The organism is Paenibacillus sp. V4I9 (assembly GCF_030817295.1).
Taxonomy (GTDB): Bacteria; Bacillota; Bacilli; order Paenibacillales; family NBRC-103111; genus Paenibacillus_E.
The window spans coordinates 1,327,469-1,350,423 of record NZ_JAUSZE010000001.1 but is presented as its reverse complement, the minus strand read 5'-3'; the positions used below and the strand labels follow the sequence as shown (position 1 = coordinate 1,350,423).

Genomic DNA, 22,955 nt, shown 5'->3' with positions numbered 1-22,955 from the left:
TTTAAAAAAGCGAACATATGTAGTCATTTCATTATAGCAGATAACAAAAAAAAGAGATAGACTCAGGAATCTCCCGATCTACCTCTTCATCCTGCTATCACTTAATTAAGGTCTTGTCATTGCCCGTTCAGTCTCTTGTGGCGGCATGGCATAATCGCTGAAAGTTGATAATACGCTATTATACTCCTCTAAATCAGTGACGCGGATCCCCTCATGGAGCTGCTCCACCGTTTCGCGTGGAAGACTGCTTTCTAAATGCTTAATATTCAATTGAAAAAATGTTCGAATCACATTATCCTTGGCCGGCGTTCCATTAAATAGGGACAGATTGCTGCTGCCGTCGATGCCGAATACCGCCTTTTCCTTGCATGCCGGCGACAAATCATCAATATTTTCGGTAAAAGTGACCTCTCCATTCGCCCCTATGCTCAGCAACCAGTTAGGGTGCTTCATTTGCATTTTCAATAATTCTTGAGGGGGCTGCAGGCCCAACTGACTGCGCTCTTCGCCACAAACATAAGTCTTAAGCAAATAGCTCTCCCTGCTATCCGTTATACTTTTCAGCGTTGTCGTCGCTTCTTGAAGACGTTGATCGTCTACCGGTGTAAGACCAGCAAAGGTCGATCTAACCGCTCCTCCTGGGCTATCACCAGCACTTGGAAGGCTCCCAGTTGCATATAATATATAGCTAACTAGAACGACGGCAAAGAACATTCCTAAAGTCAACCAACTACGTTTCCAACGCAGCTTTCTTTTCAAATGCTTCAAAAATAGTTGTACATTCACCGATATCCCCTTCTATTCTCGTTTTTCCGTATTGTTTCCATTTGCATGAGACACTATACATCATTTACCATAGAGGGAGAGTATGAAACCAATCAAGACGGACGGTGAAGCCCAATCATGAACGGTAGAAAACGAATCAAACGTACAACACTCCTAATTATAGGAGTTGTCCTGTTATGGGGGGCAGTCGCTATTTGGAATGAAGTACAAAAAAGTGAATCAGGTGTAACCTCACCGCGTTCAACTTCAGCCTCATATCCATCTCCAGCTCAGAAAAGTCACCAAACATCCATGAATTCGGTAACAAATGGGTATAAATTGAGCTCTCCCTAGCTTTAAAATTTGACTGTAGCCACAGAAATGATATAGTCAGAAGTAGATGAAATATTCTCATACTTATCCAGGGAAACCGATATATATTTGAAAAGGCAAATGCTAAAGTTTGATACCAGTTTTCTTACGAAAACTATAACGGTGAGACTTTGAGCTACGCTCAAAGATCCCAAAGCAGAGAGACTTTGAGCTACGCTCAAAGATCCCAAAGCAGAGAGACTTTGAGCTACGCTCAAAGATCCCTATATTAGGAGGGGAACAGCATGAATGTGGCAGAACTTCAATTAATTCAATTATCCAGACGGGGCGACCGCAACGCTTTCGTGGAGCTAGTCGAGTTATACCGTAACAAAATACAGAAACTTGCTTTTCGTATGCTGCATAACAGACCTGATTCAGAGGACATTGTTCAAGAAACATTTATTCGTGTTTATTTGAACTTAAACCACTTTGATGAAAGTCAGAACTTCTCTACTTGGATTTATCGAATTGGTAAAAATGTCGCCATCGACTTGCTGCGCAAAAAAAGACCCGTACAATCCTTAGATGCCGAGCTGAACGATTATGACGATGACTACAGCTATTACAGTAAGCTTGCAAGTCAAGATCAATCGCCTGAGCACGTTGTTCTCCAAACAGAAGTTCAAGAGCATATGCATACATCCATTAATAAATTAGCTGATAAATATAGAAGTATCATTACGCTATACTATCTGGAAGAGCTCTCTCTTCAGGAAATAAGTGATAAACTGAATTTACCGATTACAACGGTGAAAACTCGTTTACACCGCGGTCGTGAACTGCTTCGCAAAAAATGGGGCATGAATTTCGTTGTCGGCTTAATGACCTTTTTCACACTTGGTATGATTGCCTAATCCTTAGCATATCGAAACTAAGAAGCCTCCTATTCCACAAATCCTGTGGTTTAGGAGGCTTCTTATTCATTTTCAGAAGTTAATCCAAGGTGCATTTTGCTTGGCATCCTGCTTTTCAGCAGCCCTCTGCTGCCGTTTCAAGAAAGCATTGAGTGCTGCTGTTCCTGACAATCTCGCTTTTTTTGAAGAACTGCCGCTACTTGACCTATCTGCCTTTTTATCCGAACGGATGTCAATTTCAACAATTTCTTCTGTATCAGTCTCTTTCGCAAGCTCATGCGTGTGGACTTGTGGCATCATAGGCGACTCATAAGGAGCTTGGTAATGAGCTCCAGCATAAGGAATCCCATAAGGTGCCTGCTGATAGTCATACGGATTATGTGCAGTCTGTTGCATATCATAGGGAGAAGTTGGTGGATATAACCCTGGAATTGTAGGAAATCCATGCTGATATCCATCCCACGGACTTTCAACGGTTCCGGTTGGATAACCCGCCGGGAATGTCGTCCACGGCTGTTCGATCATCGAATGGCCTCCACAGCCACAGCCATCTTGACTCATCGGATAGGAGGTTGGCTCTGCATGATACGGAAATTGCTCATAGGGAGACTGCTGATACGGTGAAAAAGCTGGATATGTTGGCACCTCTTGTTGCTCAGAACCTGGATAGGCAAATACCTCAGTCGCTGAAATGTGAAACTGTTGGAAGGGATGAACCGCTTGCTGCTCATACGGTGCATTGAGACCAATAACCCCAGGCTCAGGTGCAGGAATGACTGGCGCAGAGGCCATCGGCGAAGGTACAAACGGTTGTTCAGCCAACGGCATTGATTCTACATAAGGCGCGGGCTGCACTTGACTTATCGGTTCTTCTGCAATGGGCATAAATGGTTGCTGATACGATTCTGCAACAGTCCATGGCTGATCTGAAGGGACTGGAGCAAATGGTTCTGTCGATGGTTTAGACATCGATAATGGCTTAACTCCTACGTGCTCATGATGCATCTTGGGCACATAAACAATTTCTCCCGTCATAAGGACATTGGGATTCTTCAGATGAGGATTCGCTTTAATCATCTCTTGAAGGGGGACATCCCAAGCTTTACCGAGCTTCCATAAGCTATCCCCCTGCTCCACAACGTGTTTATAGACGTAATCTGAAGCAGGTGGATCAACTGGCTTCGGTTTGGAAGGTATTTTCACCTTCATCCCGATGTCAAGATGATCCGGTTGTGCAATTTGCGGATTAAGTGCGATGACTTCGTCCAACGTAGTTTGATATTTTTTTGCAAGCTCGTACAGGGTGTCGCCCTTTTTGACAATGTGGATTTTCAACACCATACCTCCTTAGAGTTTTCGTTAGAGAACTTACTTCGTAAGCACAAACTCGAGTTTTCGTTAGAAAACTTGCTTTGTAAGCATAATCTCGAGTTCTCGCAAGAAAACTTGCTTCGTAAGCATTCGCTTAGTCACAATGATATTACAGTTTATGCAGGTTCCTAGGCTTTTGCCCCTTTTGGACAAAAAAAATCCCTCGCGTTATGAACGCAAGGGAAGAATGGTATTAACTCGTGTACGAATAACTCGGATAACAACCCAAAATTCGAACCTGACAACCAATCGCCTCAATCTCTTGAATGGCAGATGGCAGGAGAACGGAATCCAGGGAACCAGCAATATCGATATAGAAATAATAAGTACCAAGTTTCTTCTTCGTCGGCTTAGATTCAATCTTCGAAAGATTAATTCTGCGCCACGCGAAGGCAGAGAGCACCTGATGCAGGGCACCTGGGTAATCTTCAGGCAGTGTGACAAGAATAGTTGTTTTCATGTCTTCCGAGGACTTCAGTTCTGACGCCTCAGTACCAACCAGCAAAAACCGGGTCATGTTGTCTTTATGATCCTGTATTTCCCTTTGCAGCATAGGAACACCATAATTTGTAGATGCAATTGCCGTTCCGATAGCAGCCACGGTCTGATCCTGAAGCGTCGATACAATACGTACTCCCTCTGCCGTGGAGCTTACTTGCTCAAACTCTGCTTCGCTCAAATACTGCTTCATAAATCTACTGCACTGTGCAGGGACGACCTGATGAGATAATACCTTACGAATATGTCCATATGGATTCGAAGCATCTGTTTGTCCGGCAGGATTCGGATACCCTATGAGATTCATATCAATGGGAAAAACCCACTCTGCCCGAATGGGCAGATCAACCTCGTGAACGAGCCAGTCGACATGCAAATGAACGGAACCTTCAAGCGTATTTTCAATGGGAATAACACCTAATTCTGTTTCGCCTGACGCTGTCGCATTGAACACTTCAGAAATTAGCTTATATGAAACGTAAGTAAAGTCTTCACCCAAAAAATGACGGGTGGCTTCTTCCGAAAAGGTACTTGGTCCTAGGATGGCAACCCGCTTCATGCAAGAACCTCCCCTTCAACGAAGGATAACAGATCCCCGTCACCTTCTTGCAGCAGAATGGCCGCCACGCCTTCTCCACTCGGCCTTAACCATAGCGTCTGCGCTTCAATTCCTTCCTTAGCAAGCGTGTCTTTCAGGAATGACTCCAGCTCCTCTTTCTGGCTGCTTCGTGCATCCACTAGCGCAAGCATCGTCGGTCCGGCTCCGCTGAGTGCAACCCCTAGCGCACCATGGTTCTCCGCTTGCTCGAGCAGCGTCTTCATGCCCGGAATGAGCTCTGCACGGTAAGGCTGATGCAGCGCGTCCTTCATGGCATGGCGGATCATTCCCAGGTTGCCTGTGCTTAGCGCGGCAACAAGCAAAGATGAATGGCTGAGGTTGAACACCGCATCCTTCATGGCTACTTGCTTCGGCATGACGCTTCTCGCCTTCTCTGTAGAAAGCTGGAACGCTGGTATCGCCACCAGCACTTCCAAATTAGCGTCCGGCTCTATTCGAATAGATTCGGCTTTCTCGCCGTCCCAGAACGCAACCACGATCCCTCCGAACAAGCTGGCCCCGACATTGTCCGGGTGCTTCTCGAGGCGGCTCGCGATTTGGAACAGCTCATATTGCGTGAGCTTGTTCCCGATTAAGGCATTGGCGCCAGCAAGCGCACCTACAATGGCTGACGCGCTGCTGCCTAGACCGCGTGTGAGAGGAATATCGCTGTACATAGTAATGTCCAGTTCAGGGTGAGAAACGTCCGCCTGTTCAAATACCATTTGCGCGACTTTATAAATTAAATTGGACTTGTCCGTTGGAATTCCGTTCATCTGATCACCGATTAAATGAATCGTCGTTTGATCCGAGATCGCCATGTCAATCCAGGCATATAAGTTCAAGGCCATCCCCAGTGAGTCAAAGCCAGGACCTAAGTTTGCCGTGCTTGCCGGCACTTTCACTCTTACCTTTTGCACTGCCTTATAACTCATTTCGAAATTGCGCCTCTTTTCAATAATTTAGCCTTCTACGCGATAAACGCTTTTGATGGCGTGAATAACATCCATAGATTCGAATTGTCTCAGCACATTTTTCATACTGGCTTGGTTCGCATCATGTGTGATAATAATAATTTCAGCCTTCGGATTGGACTGGTTCGGGTGCTGGAACACAGACTCCAAACTAACTTCGTGCTGAGCAAAAATTTGCGTAATTTGTGCAAGTACACCCGCTTTATCTTCAACGTGCAGAAGAATAAAGTTTTTGGAAGCAATCTGTTCGTCCGTCTTCAGCTTCATTTCTTTATAAGGTGCTAGCACCATACGTCCATTCACGCCCAGCCTCAAGTTGCGCACAACGGCAACCAAATCTGCTACGACGGACGTTGCCGTCGGCAGCTCGCCTGCTCCAGCACCGTAGAACATCGTTTCACCTACCGCTTCGCCTGTTACATACACAGCATTGAATACACCATTCACAGAAGCAAGCGGATGCGAGTTTTTCACCATAGTAGGCTGTACACTCACAGAGATATGACCATCATGATTTTCAGCAATACCAAGCAGCTTCACTTCGTAGCCTAATTTTTTGCCATATTGAATATCTTCTTTGGATACTTTCGAAATGCCCTTCACTTCAACATCACTCAGAGCAACATTGGCGTGGAAGCCAAGTGTTGATAAAATGGTCATTTTACGAGCAGCATCCAGCCCCTCAACATCAGATGTTGGGTCTGCTTCTGCGTAGCCAAGATCCTGTGCTTCTTTCAAAACATCGGCATAAGCAGCGCCTTCTTGACTCATTTTAGTCAAAATGTAATTGGTTGTACCGTTCACGATGCCCATAATCTTCGTAATGCGGTCAGAGGAGAAGCCCTCCACGAGTGCACGAATGATCGGAATGCCGCCGGCAACACTAGCTTCGTAAAATACGTCGCAGCCATGTTCAGCTGCTTTTGCCAAGATTTCAGCGCCATGCATCGCCATAAGATCCTTATTCGCCGTCACAATGTGCTTGCCGTTGCCTAGCGCAGTTAATATATGCTCTTTGGTAGCTGCAACGCCGCCCATAACTTCAACGACAACATCTATCTCACTATCACCAATAACGTCCCATACTTGTTCAGTCAGTTTATTTGCGTCTACTGAGATGTTACGAAGCTTAGATTTATCTTGTACTAAAATTTTTGAGATTTCAATGGACGAGCCTGTTTGACGCTGTAAATCCTCTTGATGTCCTTCAATAATGCGGACTACACCTGTTCCTACTGTACCTAATCCGAGCAAACCAACCTTGATGGGTTTCATGTATTGTTACCTCCTGAATATTTTTTCTATCTTAACTGCCTTGACCGATGACCATGGCACGCTTAACTCCTTCTTGCGCTTGAAGTCGATTAATCATTTGACGGATCTCTTCCCCCATTGAGGAGGTCTCTACCGAAATGACGACATTTGCCATACCCTGCAGAGGGATTGTCTGATGTATCGTTAATACATTCCCATCCAAATTAGCAATGAGTGCCAGTACACGAGACAGAATCCCGGACCGATGCTCCAAATCCATGGATATTGTGATAATGCGCTCTCGTTCCAATTTGCTGAGCGGGTGAATACCATCCTTATACTTATAGAAAGCGCTGCGGCTGAGTCCGACTTGTTCAACGGCATCGTGAATCGTTTTCACTTCACCCCGTGCAAGCAGCTCCTTAGCTTGAGCTGTCTTGAGTACTCCTTCTGGCAATATATCTTCCCGGACTAAGTAGTACCTCTCAGGACCGGTGTGCTTGATCGTTTGTAAAAACTCTTTGCTTTCCGGCACTTCACCACCGTCCTCTCTGGAAAGACCAATGTTCCTCTATAGAGGACATTATATCGAATCGCAAGGTTTGAAGCAATAGGCAATTCACATCTTATTCTTTCATCTTTTGCAGCACCTAACTTCACTATGATAAGCTGATAGTACTAGATTAGAAAGGGATCGCCTCCATGATTACATTACGCATGATGTCTACGGCTCTCCTATGGAATAGCCAGAACGAATTACTAATGATGAAACGCTCCTTAACGCGTTCGCTATCACCAGGATTATGGGCAGCTATTGGCGGTCACCTGGAGCCAAGTGAATTGAATAACCCGCGGGCAGCCTGTTTGCGCGAAGTGTGGGAGGAGACTGGCATTGAGCATGATGAAATCCAAGGGCTGCACATGCAGTATGTTTTACTTCGATTGAATGGACATGAAGTTCGCCAGCAATTTTTTTATATCGGAACGACGGATGTGAACCCGCGAATCGTCACACCTGAAGGGGATCTACATTGGATTCCTAAAGAGCTTGTGTTAGAGCGCCCAATCCCTTATATTTTCCACAGCTTGCTTGAACATTATTTCACCGTAGGCCTTACTGAGCACCCATGGGTAGGCTCAGCAGGAATTCACATGGACACAGGTAAACCTACTATTCACTGGAACCCATTAGTAGATCCCCTGCAAATTTAATAAGAATAGCAAAAAAAGGCAGACATCGATTTCTCGAGTTCTGCCTTTTTGAACTGCTAGTTATAACGCACTGCCTCCAAATAAGAAACGATACTCCCAATGGCGATTGTCGATGGAATCAATTCGAACACCACCACTGTCTTTGGAGTATGTTGACAAGATTTGTCCATTTCCTAAGTACATCGCCACGTGCGTAATGGTCTGTGTAGACTTATTAATACCGCTGTAATTCGATTGGCTTGTCCCTTTGTAAGACATGAAGAACATAAGATCGCCAGGCTTCAGATCGTGCCAATTTGTTTTGGCATGCCCGAGAGATTTCACATAACTCCCTTGGCCTCTAGAGTCACTTGGCAGCTTCTTTCCAATGCCATCCAAGAAAGCTTGTCGGACAAAGTCTGAACAATCAAACGTTCTTGTATTATCACGACTTGATCCATATTCATAAGGCGTGCCTATATACTTTTTACCCGCAGCAATAATTTTTTGAACATTGGCACTTGTTGAACCTCCAGAACCACTGCCGGAACCACCATTCGTGTTGGAATCGCCAGGCGATGTAACACCTGATGCTTGTATGTATTTCGCGCTTGTGCTTATGTAACCCTCACGGCCGTCAGAAGCTTTCACTTTGTACCACCAACTATTCACTTTGGACAGGATGGTAACTTTCTCGCCTTCCTTCAAGTACCGGATACGCGCAGAATTCTCATCTGCACTTTGGCGAAGACTGACACTGTTTATAATTCGACCTGTTGATGCAGCCGAAGCTTCTTTAGGTAAAGGAATTGTCACAGCGCCAAAGATAAGGGCTGGAACAAGAACGAGGGTCAGCAGTTGTTTTTTCATGATGTTGGCCTCCTAGCATTTTTGTGTTGCAGAACGAGAATCATTAGCATCTTCTTCCATTACGCAGACTATCTGGTTCGAAAGCTGCTATCCTTCATATCCATTCGTAATATAGGCCTTCTTTTAGTGGGTAGGAGCACAATTAATTGGCAATATACCTCTAACTTCTCAAGTTGATGGAAATAAAAAAGCCTTCCCTTAGCTGAAAATACAGCACACAGGAAAGACTTTATCCAATTTTGGCGGAGGAATCACGGATTTTCGGATGATCTTGAAGCGTAAAGTGATGACTCTGATCCACCCATCGCTGCATGACTTTGTGGGCTTCTTTCCTTTGCAGCAGCGATTCCGCTAGTTGAAAGCCTTCTTCATAACTGCCCACTTTATCAAACCAAGTCAATCGAAGTCCCGTATTAAAAATGACATGATCGCGTTCCCGTTTCAATTCCTCTGTATCTTCTCCAGCAATAATGCGCCGTACCATGGCAACCTGATCATCTTTACTTAAAGGCAGCAAGGGCTCACTCAGAAAGCCAAACTTTTGCGGTTCAACCACTCGCGACTCATCTCCCCAAGGGGTTACGATCCTTATTGTACTGTTCTGGTAGATCGGCAAATCCTCAGATCCTTCAATCCCATTGACAATATACACATTTTGAAAGCCAGATCGGATAGATATAGGAATCAGAGATTCCATCGCTTTTCGCTGATTGACGCCTATAATCATATTCATTGAACGTACGGGATTTATGACTTTCTCAACGATATTCATCACTGTTCGCAATCCTAACTGCTCGCGAACCTGTTTCAGCTTCCCTAGCGGCGGACAAAGCTGTTCGGTGTGAAGAAATCCAATATGCAGGTGAAACAACATCGTTTCCCATGCTTTAACTGACAAATCTATCGCAACACCGAAGCTTTCTAATAGTTCTTTCATTGCGGTCCCCTGTCTCGGCGGAAGCGAATCACCTCCATGCAGTACCTGGGAGAAACCCACTGAAGCAAGAAGGAGGCTAACTGGCAGTGTGATAGGAAAATATTGGCGGCCTTCCGTTGGTCCCGCACAATTGAGTGAATCCGCAAAAGTGTGATAATTCAAAGAGTAGCTGCGGAAAACATCAATAAATGCCATCAGCTCTTCGTCAGCTTCCCCTTTCATACATAGGGCCATTAAGAAAGCTGCACATTGAGCATCTGTGGAATCTCCTCTGGCCATCTCATGTGCTGCTTCCACAGCTTCCTCATAAGATAAATCACGTGATCCTTGCATTCCGGTTCCCATCGCTTGAATCCATCTTTTCATCAAAATTCCTCCTTCCTCATCTCGTTACACTTCATTTAGTGTTATATTTATTGACATAAAATTATGTTTATTAGTAAAATCGTAATCTTTTTCTTTATATGTGTCAAGTTTTATGACATTAATCAGCGTTTGAACGCAAAAAGAACGACTTACGCCGTCCTTAGGTGATAGTATTTATACAGGTTGAAGCCCACAAACCAGAAACCAGAAAACAGAAATCAAAACACATAATAACCGAATACAGAAAAACATAGTTATTTACCGAAACATTATGCAACTATCCTTAATCTCATCAGCTCAGCAAAATCTATAACCATGCTAAATAAGGAGTAAGCCCTGCCCCCCTAACCCCCCCAAAAAAAATTTAACTTCTTAAACGCAAAAAAACACTCATCCTTAGGACAAGTGTTTCTATCGTTCTAATGCTTCTCATCAAATTCGAAGTCAAAATCACCAATTTGGATCGTCTGCCCATGGACAGCTCCACGTTTACGCAATTCGTCATCGATTCCTATACTACGCAAAATACGAGCAAAACGAGCGATGCCGTCCTGTGTGCTGAAGTTCGTTCGTTTGATCAACTTCTCAATGGAAGGACTTTCAACAATGAATACATCGTTCTCTCGACGAATCGTGTAATCATTCTCCTCGCGCTTCTCGAAGCGATACACTTTTCGTTCTTCTTTATCAGCTACACCCTCTACTTCAGGAGCATTCGGGATACTTTCTACAATATCCGAGATCTTGTAGAGAAGCTCCTGTACGCCACCTCGCGTCAAAGCAGAGATTGGATAAACCTCAAACTCTTTGCCATCTGCCGCCATCTGCTCCTTGAATAAAGTCAGATTGTCCTCTGATTCCGGCATGTCCATCTTGTTGGCAACAACAATTTGCGGACGCTGTTCCAGCTTGGCATTATAGAGCTTAATTTCCTCATTAATCTTGAGGAAATCTTCGTAAGGATCACGGCCGTCTGCAGCAGACATGTCCACGACATGCACAATCACTCGCGTCCGTTCTACGTGACGCAGGAACTCATGACCGAGTCCCACGCCCTCGTGGGCCCCTTCAATAAGACCGGGAAGGTCCGCCATAACGAAGCTTCGTCCATCACCAACATCCACAACCCCGAGGTTCGGGGTAAGGGTTGTAAAGTGGTACGCCGCAATTTTTGGTTTTGCGGCAGAAACAACCGACAATAGCGTGGATTTCCCAACGCTTGGGAAGCCTACTAAACCGACGTCGGCCATGACCTTCATCTCTAGCACAACCCAACGCTCCACGCCTTCTTCGCCGTTCTCAGCAATTTCTGGCGCTGTTACGCGTGCTGTTGCGAAGCGTGTGTTGCCTCGGCCGCCTCGGCCACCCTTAGCCACAACAACCTCTTGACCATGACGCGTCAAATCGGCGATAACCTCTTGCGTATCATCATCGATGATGGTTGTGCCCGGCGGGATGCGAACAACCATGTCCTCTGCGTTAGCGCCATGCATCGACTTGTTACGACCCTTCTCGCCGCGCTCCGCTTTAAAGTGCTTCTGATAACGGAAATCCATCAATGTACGCAGACCCTCGTCTACACGGAATACAACATCGCCGCCGTTTCCACCGTCGCCACCTGCTGGACCGCCCTCTGGTACATATTTCTCACGGCGGAAAGCAACTAAACCGTCGCCACCGTCGCCACCTTTAACAAATATCTTCGCTTTATCAACAAACATTTCTACACCTCAACTAAGGAGAGACTTTGGTCTTGGACCAAAGAGCCCTTTATTATGTACGAAACGGTAACCGCAATGTTATGACCGCTTCTTCCTCTTGCCAATCATTATGCTCCAGTGAATAAGAATTTACTTTCGAAAGGAGGGTTTCCTTCACGGCTTTTTCAAGTTGCTCCCGGTTATAGGGGCCTTGATATACAAAATCAAGCAGTAAGCCATCTTCTTGAACATCAAATTCCAAGCTGAGTGTACCACTTTCACCGTCACTTGCCGCAGCATGCTCTTGAACGCATTCCACGGTTTGACGTACCAATCTTTCGATAAGGCCGTCATGCAGAGGAAGTTGTCCAAGATTGATTTCTTGATCTAATTCAACCTCCAGCTCTAATGATTTCGACTGGACGCGAAACAGCAGTAAGAAAGCAATTAACGATGGAATACCTAACTTGGAGAGATTACTTTCCTGCTGCATAGTCATTTTTATTTTTTCCATATAGGGCTGTAAATTATCAAACTTCTTTAATTGAATATAACCAAACAAAATTTGGGTATCGTTCATCCAATCGTGACGTAGGCGATTTATGACCTGAATTAACTTCTGTTGAGACAGTTGTTCCTGTTGACGGAGCTCTTGGCTCCATTTCTCTTCCAATCTACTCGCTTCCAACTTGAAGGCGGTATAACCGCAAAAGACTATGATCAATAGTAATGCGCCCCTGACAATCCAGGGTTCCACAAACATCATTCCCGTTAATCCTATGAGCACAAGTGCTAATAAATAAACTTGCGTACTGCCCGCTCGCTTCATTCCCCGTTCGCTCCGTTCTCCCTGCTTTGTAACCGTTCATCCAGTATATCATGATGTACTAGCAAACTTCACCAAACAAATGAGAAAACCTCTGCCCTCGGCCATTCGAGATGAGTGACCGCGTTTAGAGGTTTGTTCGTACTAGGAAAAAAATCCCTGGGCGGGCTTATCGCTCGCCAGGGATTCAAATTATGCTTCTAAAGCTGCAGCCACAGGAGCTACATCAACTGGGTATACGCTCACTTTTTTGCGATCGCGGCCCCAACGCTCGAATTTCACTACGCCTTGTACCAAAGCGAAAAGTGTATCATCCGAACCGATGCCTACATTCGTTCCTGGGTGAATTTTCGTACCGCGTTGGCGGTAGAGAATGCTTCCAGCAGTAACGGTTTGACCGTCAGCACGTTTAGCGCCAAGGCGCTTAGAGTGTGAGTCACGTCCGTTCTTTGTGGAACCCACCCCTTTTTTGGAAGCGAAAAACTGGAGATCCAATTTCAACATGGTGTTATCCTCCTTTGTGATAGATTGTTTCAATCGTTATATAGTCACCGTAATTGTCTGCAATGGTTTGTAGCATGACGACCATTGATTCTAGAATCAATTGGACCTTATTCCATGTCTCCGGAACAGATCGTGTACTTTCTGGGATTGTAACATCCATCAAGCCTCGTTCCATCTCGTGAATGGGAATCACGCCCGTCAGTGATTCAATCGAATTATAAGTACCAAACGTTACCGCCGATACTGCAGCGCAGACTAGGTCTTTGCCGGGTACGTCATATTCAGCATGGCCTTCCACTACAAAAGATGAGATCTGAGGTGAATCCGGTGCAAGACGCTCTATGGTCACATAGATCATAAGGCTGCCTCTTACGCTTGGATTTTCTCAACTACTACTCTTGTATACGGTTGACGATGACCTTGCTTTTTGTGATAGTTCTTTTTCGGCTTGTACTTATAAACGATGACTTTAGCGCCTTTGCCGTGTTTCTCCACTTTCGCGGAAACTGTAGCACCAGCAACCAACGGAGCACCTACTACTAAGCCACTCTCTTTGGAAACCAAGAACACACGATCAAAAGAAACAACTTCACCTTCAGCTGCGTTCAATTTCTCGATGTAAAGAACATCGCCCTCTTGAACTTTGTACTGTTTACCACCTGTTTCAATAATTGCGTACATTTTCATTACCTCCTCATGTCTCAGACTCGCCTTGTCCAGGTGACGGTTAGGATAAAATCCAAATCCGTGCTTAGACCCGATTCGTGCGGTTACAGCATGCCTAAACAACACACTCCGAGTATTATATCACAGAAACATTTTGTAATGCAATTGTTATTTCCGTTTACGCGTCATCTCAAGCAGGCCTAGCTTGGTCCAACCGACAATGATCGTTTTGGAGCGATCCTTACGCACGGCTTGTGTGATGTTCTCCATCACGGCTGCTCGATTCATTTCCGAACTCATGTCTATAAAATCAACAATAATAATGCCTCTAATATTACGTAGACGCAGCAGCCTTGGAATTTCACTCGCCGCTTCTCGATTGATATCAGTGACTGTCTGTTCTAAATCAATGGATCCAGTGTACCTTCCCGTATTCACATCAATCACGGTAAGTGCTTCGGTTTGATCAAATATTAAATATCCGCCGCTAGGCAGCCAAATTTTACGCCTAAAGCTCTGATTCAGCTCTTCCGTAACACCAAATTGATCAAACAACGGTATCTTGCGGTCATAATAAGCTACGCGTCCACGCCAACTCGGCTGCTGCTTACGGAGTAACTGTTTCATCTCTTCATACACTTTGGCGTCATTTAGCCAAACTTCATGAACGTCATCCGTGATGACATCTCGGGCTAATCTAGGCAGGAGATCAAGATCCTGATATAGCTGCGCTGGCGCATGTGCCTCTTCCATTTTTGACACAATGGCACTCCATAATTCTCGTAAATTTTGCAAATCATCACGAATGGCTTCTTCGCTTTGACCAATAGCACCCGTTCTTACAATAACACCTTCACCAGGAAGCAAGCTGCCTTCAGCAAGCTGTTTGAGGCGCTGCCGTTCTGCGTCCAAATCAATTTTACGGGATATAGCAATATAATCGGCGTCTGGCATATAAACAACCCAGCGGCCAGGAATGGAAACATGCGTTGTTACTCTTGCGCCTTTAGTACCTTGCGGATCCTTCGTCACCTGCACCATCAGCGTCTGACCGACTTCGGCGAGCTCCGTTATTGAGGGTTTAATCTTAGGCTGTTTATCCAAGTGGACGGGTAGGAGGTCGTCTATATATAGAAAGGCATTCTTCGCAAGACCGATATCGACGAATGCCGCCTGCATGCCGGGAAGGACGTTGACGATGCGACCCATGTAGATGCTGCCTGCTCTCTGAGAATCAAGCGGATACTGCGTATCATACTCAACAAGACGACTTTCTTCAAGCAATGCCGCTTGTGTAAGATCAGGTGCGCAGTGAATTATAAGTTGCTTCATACACGTTCACCTCAACAGTTATTTTACATGAAAAGATCGGAAACTGCACTCCCCGGTTTTTTCCCATCCAAATAACCGCTGACTAATTGTTGCTCCGGCAATACGGCTTGTATGCGCCCTGTTTCTCCTACGACATAGATTAAATGATATTTTTCCCGCATAAAAAGTTTCAGTGTTTCCGCCATTGTGCGGTGTCTTGTAATGACAATTGGCTGTGCTAATGTCCCGCGGCTCAATAGCTGACTCATTCGGTTCCCGCGACCAATAAGAAAGCGAAAAAAGTGGTAGGGCAGCTGCCGATAGGCAAACCAATTGGATACAAGTAAGAAAATACCAATGACCAATATATTGAGCGGGAGGTGTCCGCTGATCAGTTGGATAATGGCTATTACAATAATAGCCAGACTTAAGATCATACTGATCCATGCTGTATATAAAATCGTGTTATGGTAGGACAATAAATACCCTAACAATGACTGCATCACTTTGCCGCCATCGAGCGGCATGACGGGAATGAGATTAAATAAACCAATCATCAAATTAGCTTCAATGAAGTAATCCCACCAGCTGCTTGCGCCCACATCCACCCATTTCATCAGCAGCGCAACGAGAATCATCCATACGTGCTGAAGCGGCCCAGCTAGGGAGACAATGAGCTCTTCACGCGTCGGAGCCGTTCCAAGCTCATCAACGATCAAGACTCCGCCAAAAGGCAGAAGCTGCACTTCCCGCACCCTCCACCCAAAGCCGTTGGCAGCAGCCAAATGACCAAATTCGTGAACCAGTACGATGCCAAATAACGTAACGGCCTCCAGGAAGTAGCCTGTAATGGCAGAGCCAATCATAATGAGCGTAAATAAAGGGTGGAATCGATACGTAGTTCCGGCCCATTTAATCAAAGCTAATCACATCCGATGGATTGACGGGATGCCCGTCCTTCGTAACGGCAAAGTAAAGCGTTCCCTTCGCAGGATCCTTCTTGGATGCCTTACCGATGGGTTCACCGACTTTCATCCAGTCACCTACCTCAACATTGGCCTCACTCAATCCGCCGTACAAAGATTGAAGACCTCCTGGATGGCGTATCACAATCGTTAGGCCCGTTTCTGCAGCTGTACCGGAGAAAATGACTTGACCTGTATCCAGCGCATATACTGGTGCAAATTCAATGGTGTTCAAATTAACTCCTATGTGGGAAGTTCCATCATATCGCGTAAGAATACTTCCCTTTGCAGGAGAAAAAAAGGTACGCTTAGAGGCATTCACTCTTATGGCCTCATTCCCTTCACGGTTGAAACTGGGAATGAACGAAGGTGACCCACCAAACTTATCGCTATACCAAGCTGACAATGACGAGAAATCATATGACTGTGTAAGAGAAGCAGTCACGATTTGCTTCCCTTTATTAGCCCAAGGCTGATTAAGCTGGAACATCCCGTATAGCGCTGCAAACAAAACACAGCTAATGAATAGCTTGACCGCAATCTTACGAGGCGAAGGCGGCGCTAATAGCCCTCTTTCACCATCCCTCAGATAATCTCGCCCGACTAATGCTGTATCCATTAATAATTTTTGCTGCCATGCATACTCAGGATCCTCCATTCGCCGTTTCCATTCGGAATCCACATAAAGAGGTGCTTCGGAATGCTGATGTATGGGCAACGAATTACCCCTAATTCGAGAGGATCTCACCGGACTTCCACTCCCGTTAGATGGATCTGACGTTTCACGCAAATTGCGAAGTCGTTCTATCCTTCGCTGTTTCACTTTATCTTTGACTTCCATGGAAGCCCCTCCCCATCCTTTACCTTTGTACAGCCTATGAGAAGAGGGACAAGATTATGTGGACAAAAAGAGCCCCTGACCAAGGTCAAGGGCTCAAAATTTCATATACGTTTAGAAAAATTCTGGCTCACGTTCCTGATGCAGCCTTACGCTCATCACGAGGCCTAATGAAAGCATGTTAATCAGTAGAGAAGTTCCCCCATAACTGACGAAAGGAAGTGTGATTCCTGTTAACGGCATGATACCAATCATCATCCCGACATTTTCAAAAATCTGAAAGACGAACATGGAAACCACACCGACCACAATATATGCTCCGCTAAGCTGAGTACTCTGGATCGAGATGAGAATCATGCGGTAAATGAGTAAAAAATAGATCAACAATAGAACCGCTGACCCGCGGAAACCGAATTCCTCACCAACTACGACGAAAATCGAATCGGAATACGCGAATGGAATGAAATTACTATGAACAGAAGTACCTTTCAGAAAACCTTCGCCTTCCAAACCTCCTGAACCGATCGCCCTTACCGCATTACGGACCTGATAATTATCATCATCAGACACATCTTGCGGATAAAGGAACGTATCAATACGATCCATCCAATGACTAAAACCATAACCCTTAAGCATATCAAACAGGGATTGATGGAAATACTTATATAACGTCAACAGCAAGAATCCAGCGCCTATGATTACGACTGTGCTAAGTAAGACATGCGAATATTTAATATTACCAATCCAAATCATACCCAAAAGTATGATCACAAAAATGATCGCATTCCCTAGATCAGGTTGAATGAGGACCAAGAAAAACGGGATCAACACGGCTACGCCGACTGGAATAATATCATTCTTAATTTGCAGTAAATCACCTTTGCGCCTTGCCAACAGTGCAGTAACAGCAACGATTAGAATTAATTTCACTAACTCAGCCGGTTGAAAGGTTAAGCCGCCCGGGAGCTCAAACCAGCCACGCGCCCCATGAATTTTCGTCCCAAAAAAGTAGACAGCGACCAAAGAAAAGATCCCGATACCATAAAGATAGGGAGCGATTCTGATTAGTATTCGATAATCAAATAAACTGCTTGCAACAAATGCTGCTAGACCAACGCCATATAAAATCAGTATTTTTGTGATACTAACGTTAATTTTAGGATGATCGATAGATGCACTATATACAAGCATCGTACTAATGACCATAAAGGCAATCAAAATGACAACAATAGGAATATCTATGTTTTTCAGTTTGGCAAGCACAGATCTATCATCCTATTCCGATAAACTTTTTCATTCGTTTGACCCAGCCGCTTTTGTCCTCCAATTGCATGAGCGGCACCGTGTCACCCAAAATACGACGAGCGATATTGCGGTAAGCAATAGCAGCGCGTGACGACGGGTTCATCACGGTGGGTTCCCCTAAGTTGGCTGCTTTGATCACATGCTCGTCATCTGGAACTATCCCTAACAAATCTATGGCGAGTACCGAGCATATTTCATCAATATCCAGCATCTCGCCTTTTTTCATCATCAATGGACGAATGCGGTTAATGACTAACTTAGGCGAGGAAATTTTCTCATTTTCCAGCAAACCGATAATGCGGTCAGCATCACGTACAGCCGCGTTCTCCGGGGTAGTAACAACGATCGCTTTGTCTGCTCCGGCTACGGCATTCTTGAAGCCTTGTTCGATGCCAGCTGGACAGTCGATAATGACAAATTCAAAATCTTTTTTGAGCTCCAAAATAATATCCCTTACTTGCTCTGGCGATACGGCATGCTTATCCTTCGTTTGAGCAGCTGGCAAAAGATAAAGCTCATCAAAGCGCTTATCCTTAATTAAGGCTTGGGGCAAACGGCAGCGGCCTTCTGCAACATCGACAAGATCATAAATAATACGGTTTTCCAGACCCATGACCACATCAAGATTGCGCAGTCCAATGTCGGTATCTACCATGCAAACTTTTTTCCCTAAAAGCGCTAGTGCCGTTCCAAGATTCGCAGATGTCGTTGTTTTACCAACGCCACCTTTTCCTGAAGTGACGACGATTGCCTCTCCCATATTTTCTCACCCCACACGCTATTTTCACATATACAAACGATTATTTTACATTCGATTCTGGCCAAATACGATGAAGTTGGTGCAGCTTGTCGATTTCCATTTTACCTTCTTTGACATAAGCAAATTCCATGAATGCCTCGTCGATTCCCCATTCATCTGGTGGACGACTAATGATTCCGGCAATCCTCAGTTGCGTGGGACGCATATGAGAAGCAGCAATAATCGCTTTCTCATCGCCATCCACCCCCGCATGCGCCATGCCGCGAAGAGACCCCATTATATAAATGTTCCCTGTAGATGTAATCGTTCCGCCAGGATTAACATCGCCTAAATATAATAAATCACCCTCGTTGTGTAGGGTTTGTCCCGATCGAATCATTCCTTTGAGCGTTGTCATAGAAACCGCAGATTCTTCTGCAGCTTCCTCTTTAGGCGACTCACTTTCGATTGATTGGATAAGCAGGTTGCCTTTTTGTCTGATGACGGACCGAATTTCTTCCTTCTGTTCATCGGTCGCTTCTCGGGTGCCTAATTTAACGTGCACATGAATAATCGGTCCAGTCAATATTTGCTGATGCGTTTTCTCAAGCTTGTGCTGCAGCTCTTGCAGCAAAATTTGCCATTCGCATGCGTCGTTTAGCAAAAAAACAAGGCCATCCTTGACCCCTTTTATCATCACATGGTGCTTTGTTACAGACATAATTGCGCTACGACCTCCCAACCTATACATTTCGGTTCATGTCCCGGATTCTCCTGCCTAGAGCCTGGAAAATTAATCTTCGTTTCCGGACGTCACATTCCGCTTTCCTTCAAGCAGCTTGCGGATGGGAACGTAGCAAATCAAGGCGATTAGCAGATTAAATAGAACACTTGGAAGCATGTAATGGGTGAGAGCAAACTTCAAATCAATATCAATAAGCTTGAACAACCGATTGATACCATAATTAATAAACTCAAACAAGAGTAAACCAACGCCTGTTATGAGTAAGTTATAAAAAATCAAATTAGGCTGCCTTCGCTGCGCCAATCCGGCCAAATAGCCAGTAAGCCCCATGCCGAAGGAGTATACACCTAGCATCGATCCATAATAATTAAAGTCGTGCAATAGTCCGAACAATAGCCCATAAATTAATGCGGTATGACGATGATGAAAAAGTCCGATAAACAAAATGAATACAAGTGTTAAATGGGGTGTAACATTAACGCTAGATTGCCATGCTGAAGGGATCAGCCAAATAAGCAAGGTTCCTTGCAAGATAAACAAACCGAGTAGAATGAGCCACAACAGATGTCGAGTCACTTAAAGGCTCACCTCATTTCACTTCCGGGACTTCGACAACAAACACTTCACGAATATGGTTGAACGAAGCTTTGGGCTTCACCATAACCTTGTATGTAATGCCGAATTCCCCTGGACCGATGGAAGAGATTGTCCCAACCTCAATGCCCTTAGGAAATACTTGCCCCATGCCTGATGTGATGATTGTGTCTCCGACCTTCATATCGTCAGCATTTTCGACCTTATTCATCACAAACTCGCCCGTTTTGGAATAGGACTCAATCACCCCGAAAGGTGGATTCGCACTTCCTTTCACAGTAACAGCAATCGCCTTAGAGTTATTGTCGGTATCATTCATTTCGGTGAGTAATTGAACATTAGAGTGAAAACCAAACACCTTACTCACCCTGCCGACCAACCCATCTACGGTCATGACCGCCATATTCTCCTTGATACCATCTTTATCGCCTAAATTAATCGTAACCGTGCTATTATACGGATCCGGATCAATGGTTACAACCTCAGCAATACGATACGTATACACGTTAGCCTGACGCTGTCTTTCTGTAAAGCCAAGAGCCTCCATTAACCGCTTGTTTTGTGATTCTAGCTCATTCAGCCGCTGTGTATCTCGTGCATACTGCGTAAGAGTCAGTTTCAGCGTCTTATTTTCCTCGTAGATGACTCTTAGCTGCCGGATATCTTCGAAGAAACCCGCTACCTGCGCAGCGGGCTTGTAGAAGAGTCCTTGTGTCCATGATACCGAGTCTTTAACAAATTTCTCCGGCCACGTCATGGGTGCCCGGTTCCCGAGTGTCAGTCCCATCAATATAAAGAAGCAGACTAGACCGAACATCAGAAAAATCAACCTCTTGTTGCCCATAAATTTAAACAAATTAGCACCTTCTAACGAATATTAACGCTTATATCTCGAACTGGATCCTGATCTGTTCTTGAACAAATGGATATTTTCCAAAGCGCGACCCGTTCCAATCGCCACACAATCTAGCGGATTATCAGCGACGAGTACTGGCATTCCGGTTTCTCTGGCAAGCAGACGGTCAAGATTACGCAATAAGCCGCCGCCGCCCGTAAGAACAATCCCCCGATCCATGATATCCGCTGATAATTCAGGCGGGCACTTCTCGAGAGTAACCTTCACAGCCTCAACGATCGCATTCACCGTGTCCATCAACGATTCCGTAATTTCATGCGAAGTAACGCTTAGCGTTTTCGGTAATCCGGAAACAAGATCGCGTCCTCGTATTTCGAGAGACTCTGGCTTGTCCATCGGAAGTGCCGACCCGATTTCCATCTTAAGCGTTTCGGATGTACGTTCCCCGATCATCAAATTATACGTTCGTTTAATGTATTGAATGATGGCTTCGTCCATTTCATCGCCTGCGATACGGATGGAACGGCTCGTTACAATCCCTCCAAGAGAGATGACAGCAACCTCCGTTGTTCCTCCTCCAATGTCGACAACCATGCTTCCAGTTGGTTCCCAGACGGGAAGGTCGGCACCAATCGCTGCTGCGAAAGGTTCTTCAATCGTGTAAGCTTCGCGTGCTCCAGCCTGCTTCGTCGCATCTTCAACAGCACGCTTCTCAACAGCTGTGATGCCCGAAGGCACACAAACCATAACATTGGGGTGACGCGGGAACAACCAACGCTGCTTCTGTGCTTGTCTTAAGAAGTAACGAATCATCGTCGCGGTCGTCTCGAAATCAGCGATAACCCCATCCTTCATCGGGCGAATTGCACGAATGTTGCCTGGTGTACGACCGATCATTTTTTTAGCGGCGTCTCCGACAGCCTCGATTGTTTTTGTATCAGTACGTAGAGCAACCACGGACGGCTCCCTAACGACAATTCCTTTGCCTTTTACATAAACCAGTGTATTCGCTGTACCTAAATCAATTCCTAAGTCTTTCGTAAAACCACCGAACATGGCAGTTGCTCCTTTCCTATTGCGTTATCTATTATATTACATAAAGCCTTGTTCCTTCAAACTTATGAATCTCTGATCACCAATGATAACATGATCAAGCACTTCAATACCAATTATAGTTCCTGCCTCCATAAGACGATGCGTGAGCTGAATATCCTCCGGACTTGGAGTTGGATCACCGCTAGGATGATTGTGTACACAAATGATCGAAGCACTGCTGCGCTTGATTGCCGCGCGAAACACTTCACGAGGATGAACAATGGACGCATTTAGGCTGCCCATCGATAATGTTTCCTGTGCAAGCAAATGGTTCTTCGTATTGAGAAATAAGCAAACGAAATGTTCTTTCTGCAAATAGCGAAGATCTTCACTTACCAAATCTGCGATATCCTTGGGAGATCGAATCGTAACTCGCTCCGCAAATGTACTCTTAGCCAGTCTGCGTCCGAGCTCAATCCCGGCTTGAATTTGTAAAGCCTTCGCATCGCCGATTCCCTTGATTTGCGTAAGCTGGTCTTTGCTCATGTCAACAAGGCTGCGCAGCCCGCCGCTTTCACTTAATATACGACCTGCTAGACGCAGTGCTGACTCCGACACCGTCCCTGTTCGAAGTAAAATGGCTAGGAGTTCTGCATGACTTAATGCACCAGCTCCATATTGGAGCATTCGCTCTCTAGGTCTTTCCTCCTGCGGTACTTCTCGTAGCATCAAGCTTGTGACTTCCATGAATTCCCCTCTTTCGTTATGTAGGTTGTGTTACTTAAACGCATCCCATTCATATGGATAAGTGCTCATAA

At 45.2% G+C, this 22,955-nt stretch carries 25 protein-coding genes and 1 other annotated feature; of the genes, 2 read left to right on the top strand and 23 right to left on the bottom strand.

Annotation, left to right across the window (positions count from 1 at the left end; all coding sequences use genetic code 11):
* Nucleotides 1–105: 105 nt before the first annotated feature.
* The gene (locus QFZ81_RS06550; RefSeq protein WP_307446581.1) at nucleotides 106–786 is read right to left on the bottom strand and encodes a BofC C-terminal domain-containing protein; all 681 of its coding nucleotides are present in this window, start codon (nucleotides 784–786) and stop codon (nucleotides 106–108) included.
* 596 nt (nucleotides 787–1,382) lie between these two features.
* Here QFZ81_RS06550 and sigW point away from each other — a divergent pair.
* Complete coding sequence (sigW, locus tag QFZ81_RS06545; RefSeq protein ID WP_060648579.1) at nucleotides 1,383–1,994, top strand: RNA polymerase sigma factor SigW; 612 nt, start codon at nucleotides 1,383–1,385, stop codon at nucleotides 1,992–1,994.
* Between the two features lie 72 nt (nucleotides 1,995–2,066).
* On the opposite strand, the gene QFZ81_RS06540 is transcribed toward sigW, so the two are convergent.
* From QFZ81_RS06540 to QFZ81_RS06520, 5 genes are all read right to left on the bottom strand, one after another.
* Nucleotides 2,067–3,329: a LysM peptidoglycan-binding domain-containing protein gene (locus QFZ81_RS06540; protein WP_307601994.1), complete on the bottom strand. Its 1,263-nt coding sequence runs from the start codon at nucleotides 3,327–3,329 to the stop codon at nucleotides 2,067–2,069.
* Between the two features lie 229 nt (nucleotides 3,330–3,558).
* Nucleotides 3,559–4,422 carry a prephenate dehydratase gene (pheA, locus tag QFZ81_RS06535; RefSeq protein ID WP_307446589.1) on the bottom strand — a complete coding sequence of 288 codons (864 nt, stop codon included), beginning with the start codon at nucleotides 4,420–4,422 and terminating at the stop codon, nucleotides 3,559–3,561.
* The gene (thrB, locus tag QFZ81_RS06530) at nucleotides 4,419–5,396 is read right to left on the bottom strand and encodes a homoserine kinase (RefSeq protein ID WP_307446593.1); all 978 of its coding nucleotides are present in this window, start codon (nucleotides 5,394–5,396) and stop codon (nucleotides 4,419–4,421) included. Before thrB ends, pheA begins: the two co-directional genes overlap by 4 nt.
* Before the next feature lie 27 nt (nucleotides 5,397–5,423).
* Nucleotides 5,424–6,710, bottom strand: a complete 1,287-nt coding sequence (locus tag QFZ81_RS06525) for a homoserine dehydrogenase (protein ID WP_307601991.1) — start codon at nucleotides 6,708–6,710, stop codon at nucleotides 5,424–5,426.
* A gap of 31 nt (nucleotides 6,711–6,741) precedes the next feature.
* On the bottom strand, nucleotides 6,742–7,224 hold the full coding sequence (locus QFZ81_RS06520; protein ID WP_307446599.1) for an ACT domain-containing protein: 483 nt from the start codon (nucleotides 7,222–7,224) through the stop codon (nucleotides 6,742–6,744).
* A 167-nt stretch (nucleotides 7,225–7,391) separates the two neighbouring features.
* Here QFZ81_RS06520 and QFZ81_RS06515 point away from each other — a divergent pair, with 167 nt between their 5' ends.
* Complete coding sequence (locus QFZ81_RS06515; protein WP_307601989.1) at nucleotides 7,392–7,901, top strand: NUDIX domain-containing protein; 510 nt, start codon at nucleotides 7,392–7,394, stop codon at nucleotides 7,899–7,901.
* Between the two features lie 60 nt (nucleotides 7,902–7,961).
* Here the strand turns inward: QFZ81_RS06515 and QFZ81_RS06510 are convergent, their stop codons facing one another.
* The 17 genes from QFZ81_RS06510 to radC all read right to left on the bottom strand — a co-directional run bounded on the left by QFZ81_RS06510 (nucleotide 7,962) and on the right by radC (nucleotide 22,884).
* Nucleotides 7,962–8,750 (bottom strand): C40 family peptidase, encoded by a 789-nt coding sequence (locus QFZ81_RS06510; protein WP_307446605.1) that lies wholly within the window; start codon nucleotides 8,748–8,750, stop codon nucleotides 7,962–7,964.
* A 229-nt stretch (nucleotides 8,751–8,979) separates the two neighbouring features.
* Entirely contained in the window at nucleotides 8,980–10,053 is a 1,074-nt protein-coding gene (locus QFZ81_RS06505; RefSeq protein ID WP_307446608.1) for an anthranilate phosphoribosyltransferase, read from the bottom strand.
* A 419-nt stretch (nucleotides 10,054–10,472) separates the two neighbouring features.
* Nucleotides 10,473–11,774 carry a GTPase ObgE gene (gene obgE, locus QFZ81_RS06500; protein ID WP_307446612.1) on the bottom strand — a complete coding sequence of 434 codons (1,302 nt, stop codon included), beginning with the start codon at nucleotides 11,772–11,774 and terminating at the stop codon, nucleotides 10,473–10,475.
* Nucleotides 11,775–11,826: 52 nt separating this feature from the next.
* Nucleotides 11,827–12,426: a Spo0B domain-containing protein gene (locus QFZ81_RS06495; RefSeq protein WP_307601986.1), complete on the bottom strand. Its 600-nt coding sequence runs from the start codon at nucleotides 12,424–12,426 to the stop codon at nucleotides 11,827–11,829.
* A gap of 345 nt (nucleotides 12,427–12,771) precedes the next feature.
* The gene (rpmA, locus tag QFZ81_RS06490) at nucleotides 12,772–13,083 is read right to left on the bottom strand and encodes a 50S ribosomal protein L27 (protein ID WP_029194675.1); all 312 of its coding nucleotides are present in this window, start codon (nucleotides 13,081–13,083) and stop codon (nucleotides 12,772–12,774) included.
* 4 nt (nucleotides 13,084–13,087) lie between these two features.
* Complete coding sequence (locus tag QFZ81_RS06485) at nucleotides 13,088–13,441, bottom strand: ribosomal-processing cysteine protease Prp (RefSeq protein WP_029194674.1); 354 nt, start codon at nucleotides 13,439–13,441, stop codon at nucleotides 13,088–13,090.
* An 11-nt stretch (nucleotides 13,442–13,452) separates the two neighbouring features.
* Nucleotides 13,453–13,764: a 50S ribosomal protein L21 gene (gene rplU, locus QFZ81_RS06480; RefSeq protein WP_307446622.1), complete on the bottom strand. Its 312-nt coding sequence runs from the start codon at nucleotides 13,762–13,764 to the stop codon at nucleotides 13,453–13,455.
* Nucleotides 13,765–13,776: 12 nt separating this feature from the next.
* Nucleotides 13,777–13,865: a sequence feature (ribosomal protein L21 leader region), on the bottom strand.
* Nucleotides 13,866–13,917: 52 nt separating this feature from the next.
* Entirely contained in the window at nucleotides 13,918–15,081 is a 1,164-nt protein-coding gene (locus QFZ81_RS06475) for an Rne/Rng family ribonuclease (protein WP_307601983.1), read from the bottom strand.
* A 23-nt stretch (nucleotides 15,082–15,104) separates the two neighbouring features.
* Nucleotides 15,105–15,980 carry a M50 family metallopeptidase gene (locus tag QFZ81_RS06470; RefSeq protein ID WP_307601981.1) on the bottom strand — a complete coding sequence of 292 codons (876 nt, stop codon included), beginning with the start codon at nucleotides 15,978–15,980 and terminating at the stop codon, nucleotides 15,105–15,107.
* Complete coding sequence (locus QFZ81_RS06465) at nucleotides 15,973–16,866, bottom strand: M23 family metallopeptidase (protein ID WP_307601979.1); 894 nt, start codon at nucleotides 16,864–16,866, stop codon at nucleotides 15,973–15,975. Before QFZ81_RS06465 ends, QFZ81_RS06470 begins: the two co-directional genes overlap by 8 nt.
* 111 nt (nucleotides 16,867–16,977) lie before the next feature.
* Complete coding sequence (locus tag QFZ81_RS06460; protein ID WP_307446634.1) at nucleotides 16,978–18,126, bottom strand: FtsW/RodA/SpoVE family cell cycle protein; 1,149 nt, start codon at nucleotides 18,124–18,126, stop codon at nucleotides 16,978–16,980.
* Nucleotides 18,127–18,133: 7 nt separating this feature from the next.
* The gene (minD, locus tag QFZ81_RS06455; RefSeq protein WP_057306153.1) at nucleotides 18,134–18,928 is read right to left on the bottom strand and encodes a septum site-determining protein MinD; all 795 of its coding nucleotides are present in this window, start codon (nucleotides 18,926–18,928) and stop codon (nucleotides 18,134–18,136) included.
* 40 nt (nucleotides 18,929–18,968) lie between these two features.
* On the bottom strand, nucleotides 18,969–19,628 hold the full coding sequence (gene minC, locus QFZ81_RS06450) for a septum site-determining protein MinC (RefSeq protein ID WP_307446638.1): 660 nt from the start codon (nucleotides 19,626–19,628) through the stop codon (nucleotides 18,969–18,971).
* Nucleotides 19,629–19,700: 72 nt separating this feature from the next.
* Nucleotides 19,701–20,228, bottom strand: a complete 528-nt coding sequence (gene mreD, locus QFZ81_RS06445; protein WP_307446641.1) for a rod shape-determining protein MreD — start codon at nucleotides 20,226–20,228, stop codon at nucleotides 19,701–19,703.
* A 13-nt stretch (nucleotides 20,229–20,241) separates the two neighbouring features.
* Nucleotides 20,242–21,102 (bottom strand): rod shape-determining protein MreC, encoded by an 861-nt coding sequence (gene mreC / locus QFZ81_RS06440; RefSeq protein ID WP_307446644.1) that lies wholly within the window; start codon nucleotides 21,100–21,102, stop codon nucleotides 20,242–20,244.
* 21 nt (nucleotides 21,103–21,123) lie between these two features.
* Nucleotides 21,124–22,158, bottom strand: coding sequence for a rod shape-determining protein (locus QFZ81_RS06435; protein ID WP_307601977.1), 1,035 nt, complete (start codon nucleotides 22,156–22,158; stop codon nucleotides 21,124–21,126).
* A gap of 36 nt (nucleotides 22,159–22,194) precedes the next feature.
* Nucleotides 22,195–22,884 carry a RadC family protein gene (gene radC / locus QFZ81_RS06430; RefSeq protein ID WP_047675978.1) on the bottom strand — a complete coding sequence of 230 codons (690 nt, stop codon included), beginning with the start codon at nucleotides 22,882–22,884 and terminating at the stop codon, nucleotides 22,195–22,197.
* Nucleotides 22,885–22,955 lie beyond the last annotated feature (71 nt).

Bases quoted from the DNA above. Each gene is read 5' to 3' on its own strand.
- radC (WP_047675978.1), bottom strand. From the start codon at position 22,884: ATGGAAGTCACAAGCTTGATGCTACGAGAAGTACCGCAGGAGGAAAGA.
- QFZ81_RS06435 (WP_307601977.1), bottom strand. From the start codon at position 22,158: ATGTTCGGTGGTTTTACGAAAGACTTAGGAATTGATTTAGGTACAGCG.
- rplU (WP_307446622.1), bottom strand. From the start codon at position 13,764: ATGTACGCAATTATTGAAACAGGTGGTAAACAGTACAAAGTTCAAGAG.
- QFZ81_RS06475 (WP_307601983.1), bottom strand. From the start codon at position 15,081: ATGAAGCAACTTATAATTCACTGCGCACCTGATCTTACACAAGCGGCA.
- QFZ81_RS06505 (WP_307446608.1), bottom strand. From the start codon at position 10,053: ATGAAAAGATGGATTCAAGCGATGGGAACCGGAATGCAAGGATCACGT.
- sigW (WP_060648579.1), top strand. From the start codon at position 1,383: ATGAATGTGGCAGAACTTCAATTAATTCAATTATCCAGACGGGGCGAC.
- QFZ81_RS06525 (WP_307601991.1), bottom strand. From the start codon at position 6,710: ATGAAACCCATCAAGGTTGGTTTGCTCGGATTAGGTACAGTAGGAACA.
- QFZ81_RS06515 (WP_307601989.1), top strand. From the start codon at position 7,392: ATGATTACATTACGCATGATGTCTACGGCTCTCCTATGGAATAGCCAG.
- QFZ81_RS06485 (WP_029194674.1), bottom strand. From the start codon at position 13,441: ATGATCTATGTGACCATAGAGCGTCTTGCACCGGATTCACCTCAGATC.
- rpmA (WP_029194675.1), bottom strand. From the start codon at position 13,083: ATGTTGAAATTGGATCTCCAGTTTTTCGCTTCCAAAAAAGGGGTGGGT.
- minC (WP_307446638.1), bottom strand. From the start codon at position 19,628: ATGTCTGTAACAAAGCACCATGTGATGATAAAAGGGGTCAAGGATGGC.
- QFZ81_RS06510 (WP_307446605.1), bottom strand. From the start codon at position 8,750: ATGAAAAAACAACTGCTGACCCTCGTTCTTGTTCCAGCCCTTATCTTT.
- minD (WP_057306153.1), bottom strand. From the start codon at position 18,928: ATGGGAGAGGCAATCGTCGTCACTTCAGGAAAAGGTGGCGTTGGTAAA.
- QFZ81_RS06465 (WP_307601979.1), bottom strand. From the start codon at position 16,866: ATGGAAGTCAAAGATAAAGTGAAACAGCGAAGGATAGAACGACTTCGC.
- obgE (WP_307446612.1), bottom strand. From the start codon at position 11,774: ATGTTTGTTGATAAAGCGAAGATATTTGTTAAAGGTGGCGACGGTGGC.
- pheA (WP_307446589.1), bottom strand. From the start codon at position 4,422: ATGAAGCGGGTTGCCATCCTAGGACCAAGTACCTTTTCGGAAGAAGCC.
- thrB (WP_307446593.1), bottom strand. From the start codon at position 5,396: ATGAGTTATAAGGCAGTGCAAAAGGTAAGAGTGAAAGTGCCGGCAAGC.